Source organism: Streptomyces sp. (assembly GCF_036566765.1).
GTDB lineage: Bacteria > Actinomycetota > Actinomycetes > Streptomycetales > Streptomycetaceae > Streptomyces.
Map to the genome: position 1 here is coordinate 1 of NZ_DATCVQ010000746.1, position 4,199 is coordinate 4,199.

At 72.4% G+C, this 4,199-nt stretch carries 3 protein-coding genes and 2 pseudogenes; 2 read left to right on the forward strand and 3 right to left on the reverse strand.

What is annotated here, in order from left to right:
• Positions 1-272, reverse strand: a pseudogene (locus tag VIU94_RS43150) (DNA-binding protein); the annotation flags it as partial.
• Between the two features lie 99 nt (positions 273-371).
• Here VIU94_RS43150 and VIU94_RS43155 point away from each other — a divergent pair.
• Both VIU94_RS43155 and VIU94_RS43160 read left to right on the forward strand, forming a co-directional pair.
• Positions 372-803 carry a hypothetical protein gene (locus tag VIU94_RS43155; RefSeq protein WP_331920935.1) on the forward strand — a complete coding sequence of 144 codons (432 nt, stop codon included), beginning with the start codon at positions 372-374 and terminating at the stop codon, positions 801-803.
• Positions 804-838: 35 nt separating this feature from the next.
• On the forward strand, positions 839-2,080 hold the full coding sequence (locus VIU94_RS43160) for a serine/threonine-protein kinase (protein ID WP_331920937.1): 1,242 nt from the start codon (positions 839-841) through the stop codon (positions 2,078-2,080).
• Here the strand turns inward: VIU94_RS43160 and VIU94_RS43165 are convergent.
• Both VIU94_RS43165 and VIU94_RS43170 read right to left on the reverse strand, forming a co-directional pair.
• Positions 2,077-3,747 (reverse strand): DNA repair helicase XPB, encoded by a 1,671-nt coding sequence (locus VIU94_RS43165; RefSeq protein WP_331920939.1) that lies wholly within the window; start codon positions 3,745-3,747, stop codon positions 2,077-2,079. The two genes, VIU94_RS43160 and VIU94_RS43165, sit on opposite strands and share 4 nt — an antisense overlap.
• A 120-nt stretch (positions 3,748-3,867) precedes the next feature.
• Positions 3,868-4,116 (reverse strand): annotated as a pseudogene (locus VIU94_RS43170) (GntR family transcriptional regulator); the annotation flags it as partial.
• Positions 4,117-4,199 lie beyond the last annotated feature (83 nt).

The window sequence follows — 4,199 nt, forward strand, 5'->3', positions numbered from 1 at the left end:
GCCAGCGCCCCGGCCGGCACCGCGCCGCCGCGGACGTCCTGGGCGAGGTGCACCAGCGCCGAGAGCCGCGCCGCGGCGTCGGGGTTGGCGATCCGGGCGCGCTGCCCGCGCATCACGAGGCTGAGCATGGCCGGCGAGATCCCGACGATCTCCGCGAGACCCGACTGCGTGACCCCGAACAGCCCGCAGAGGTCTCTGCAGAGCTCCCCCAGGGGGGCGCCGTACCACTGGCGCTGGAGGTCCAGATTGCGGGTCCGCGCGGTCTCGTCCATGAGGTCACGCTAGGAGCGTGATTGACACTTGTCAAAGAGAGTTTTCATGTGTCAATCTCCTGTCGGAACGCATCCACTAGCTGATTGGTCCTCATCACCATGTCCCGGACGCGCACTTCGCCGCTTCTCGCCGCCCTCCTCGTCGCCGGCCTCGGGCTCACGGCCTGCCAGAGCGGCGGCTCCGACACCAAGAACGACGCGGCCCCTTCGGCCAGACCCTCGGCCAGCTCCGCACCCGGGGCCCCGGCCGAGGACGCGCCCTCCGGCGAGGTCGAAGCCCCGAAGGACCTGCCCGCCGGACTGCCGCTGCCGACCGGCAAGCTGACTTCGGTCACCGGCGACAAGGGCGCCTACGTCCTGACGTACGCCACCGACAACCCCGAGGGGGTTCTCGCCGCGTACCGCAAGGAGCTGGAGGGCAAGGGCTACACGGCGGTGGACGTCGCCGGCACGCTGACCGCCACCAAGGGCGCGGAGGCGGTCTCGGTCCTCGCCAGCGGCACCACGGTCGTGGTCACCGTCTCGTCCTGAACACCCCCTCCCTGCGCGGGAGTACGCTTCCGCGCATGGAGGCAGGGGGGATGCTCGCCGGCCGGTACCGGCTCGTCACGCCGATCGCGCGCGGGGCGCAGGGGACGGTCTGGCGGGCGGTCGACACGCAGGGCGGGGGAACGGCCGGCGGGGGGACGGGCGGAGGCGTCGTCGACGTCGCCGTGAAGGTGTCGGGGCACGCGGACGTCGAGTCACTGCTCCGGCTGGTCTGCGAGCAGTCCGTACGCATCGGGCACCCGCACGTCCTCGCGCCCGTGGACTGGTTCGTCCGGGACGGCGAGGCCTGGCTCGTACTGCCGCTCGTGCGCGGCGGAACCCTCGCCGGACTCCTCGCGGACTACGGCGAACTGCCGTCGGAGATCGGCCTGTTGCTCGCCGAGCAGCTCCTCGACGCCCTCGCCGCCGTGCACGCGGCCGGTCTCGTGCACCGCGACGTCAAGCCGTCGAACCTGCTGCTCGCGGCTACCGGGGAGGGCCGCCCGCACGTCTTCCTCGGCGACTTCGGCGTGGCCCGGATCCTGCCGCACGTCCACCTCACCTCGCCCGGCTTCGTGACGGGCACCCCCGACTACCTCGCGCCGGAGGTCCGTGCCGGGGAGGGCGCTTCGCCCGCGCAGGACGTGTACGCGGCCGGGCTCGTCCTGCGCGACCTGGGCGCCCCGCCCGCCCTCCTCGCCCGCATGACCGACGCCCGCCCCGAGGCGCGTCCGCCGGCCGCGGCGGCCCGCGACGAACTAGCCCGCGCCCGGCAGGCGCTCGGGCCGGAGCGGTGGCCGGTGCTGTGGGAGGGCGAACCCTTCGTCGTCCCCGACCAGTTCGGGGACGTGCCGCCGCCCGACGCGGCGCCGGCGGCCGTCACGACCGGTGGCAGCCGCGCCCGGATCCTGGCCGTCGCGGCGGCCGGAGCGGCCGCGCTCGCGGTGGCGGTCGCCGTCGCGCTGACCACGGGCGACGACGGCGAGAAGAACGCGTCGCCCGGCACGCCACCGTCGTCGTCACCGCCCGCGACACAGGCCGCACCGAGCTCCGCACCGACGTCGGAACCGAGCTCCGCACCGACGTCGCCCCGGACCTCCGCACCGACCGCCATGCCGAGCGACGCCACCGTGGGTCTGCCGGACCCCGACGGCCCCACGCCCTTCACCCCGTGCACGGCGGACGAGTTCCTCTCGGTCGGCTTCAGCCCCGAGGGCTACGCCCTCCTGTGCACCAAGGTCCCCGGCACCCGCACCTACGAGTGGCGGCCCGCTCCCTAGCCCTCGCTCGTCTCCGTGTCCTCCGTGCTCTTCGTCAGCAGCTCGTCCGCGTCCATGATCCGGTACGCGTACCCCTGCTCCGCCAGGAACCGCTGCCGGTGTGCCGCGAAGTCCTGGTCGATGGTGTCCCGGGCGACCACCGAGTAGAAGTGCGCCTGGTGCCCGTCGGCCTTCGGCCGCAGTACCCGGCCGAGCCGCTGAGCCTCCTCCTGCCGGGACCCGAAGGTGCCCGACACCTGGATGGCGACGGTCGCCTCCGGCAGGTCGATCGAGAAGTTCGCGACCTTCGACACCACCAGGACGCTGATCTCGCCGTTCCGGAACGCGTCGAAGAGCTTCTCGCGCTGCGCGTTCGACGTCTCGCCCTTGATGACCGGCGCGTTCAGATGCTCGCCGAGCTCGTCCAGCTGGTCGATGTACTGGCCGATGACGAGGGTCTGCTGCCCGGCGAACTTCTTCACCAGCGCCTCGGTCACCTTCCGCTTCGTCGCGGTCGTGGCGCAGAAGCGGTACTTCTCCTCCGTCTCGGCCGTCGCGTACGCGAGGCGCTCGGAGTCCGTGAGGTTCACCCGGACCTCGACGCAGTCGGCGGGCGCGATGTAGCCCTGCGCCTCGATCTCCTTCCACGGCGCGTCGAACCGCTTCGGCCCGATGAGGGAGAAGACGTCCGACTCCCGGCCGTCCTCGCGGACGAGGGTCGCCGTGAGGCCGAGGCGCCGGCGCGCCTGGAGGTCGGCGGTGAACTTGAAGACCGGCGCGGGCAGCAGGTGCACCTCGTCGTAGACGATCAGGCCCCAGTCGCGGGAGTCGAAGAGCTCCAGGTGCGGGTAGACGCCCTTCCGCTTGGTCGTGAGGACCTGGTACGTGGCGATGGTGACCGGCCGGATCTCCTTCCGCGTGCCGGAGTACTCGCCGATCTCGTCCTCGGTCAGCGAGGTCCGCTTCACCAGCTCGTGCTTCCACTGCCGGGCGGAGACCGTGTTCGTGACCAGGATCAGCGTGGTCGCCTTGGCCTGTGCCATCGCGCCCGCGCCGACCAGCGTCTTGCCGGCGCCGCAGGGCAGCACGACGACGCCGGAGCCGCCGTGCCAGAAGCCCTCGACGGCCTGCTTCTGGTACGGGCGCAGCGCCCAGCCGTCCTCGGCCAGCTCGATGGGGTGCGCCTCGCCGTCGACGTACCCGGCGTGGTCCTCGGCAGGCCAGCCCAGCTTCAGCAGCGTCTGCTTGATCTGGCCCCGCTCGGACGGGTGGACGGCGACGGTGTCCTGGTCGATCCGGGCCCCGACCAGCGGCTGGACCTTCTTCGAGCGGAGGATCTCCTCCAGGACGGGCCGGTCGGTGGTGGTGAGGACGAGGCCGTGGGTGGGGTGCTTGGAGAGCGTGAGCCGCCCGTAGCGGGCCATCGTCTCGGCGACGTCGACGAGCAGCGCGTGCGGCACGGGGTAGCGGGAGTACTCGACGAGCGCGTCGACGACCTGCTCGGCGTCGTGCCCGGCGGCCCGGGCGTTCCACAGGCCGAGCGGGGTGATCCGGTACGTGTGGATGTGCTCGGGAGCCCGCTCCAGCTCCGCGAACGGCGCGATGGCCCGCCGACAGGCGTCGGCGAGCTCGTGGTCCACCTCCAGCAGCAGCGTCTTGTCGCTCTGGACGATGAGAGGTCCGTTCACGCTTGAGTCCTTCCCGTAACGGCCAAACATCCAGTCTGCCCGATGGCGGCTCGAAGCGCGGTGGGTCGTGCCGCGGCGATCACGGTCCCGAGGCGGTCCGCGTCCCCGTCCCGCGGTGCCTCATCCCGCCGTCGTGCGGACCAGAGCGTTGCTGCCTATCGAGTTGTGGACCGTGAAGCTCACCGCGTCCGGGCGGTAGCGGTCGTCGGACCACTCCACCGGGCGGCCCTCGTGGGTCGTGGTCACGTACAGGCGCTGGGTGACCGAGGCGCAGTCGGGGGCAACGGCCCCGACGGCCGGTGAGATCCAGTCGGCGTACACGGTCCGCTCGATCAGCACCGGCTCGGCCGCCGGCGTCCGCATCCGGATGGACGGGGAGCACGAGGTGGACGTGTGGACGGCGCACCTCCACTACACCCCGTACGGGCCGTACGAGGCCGACTTCGACGGGC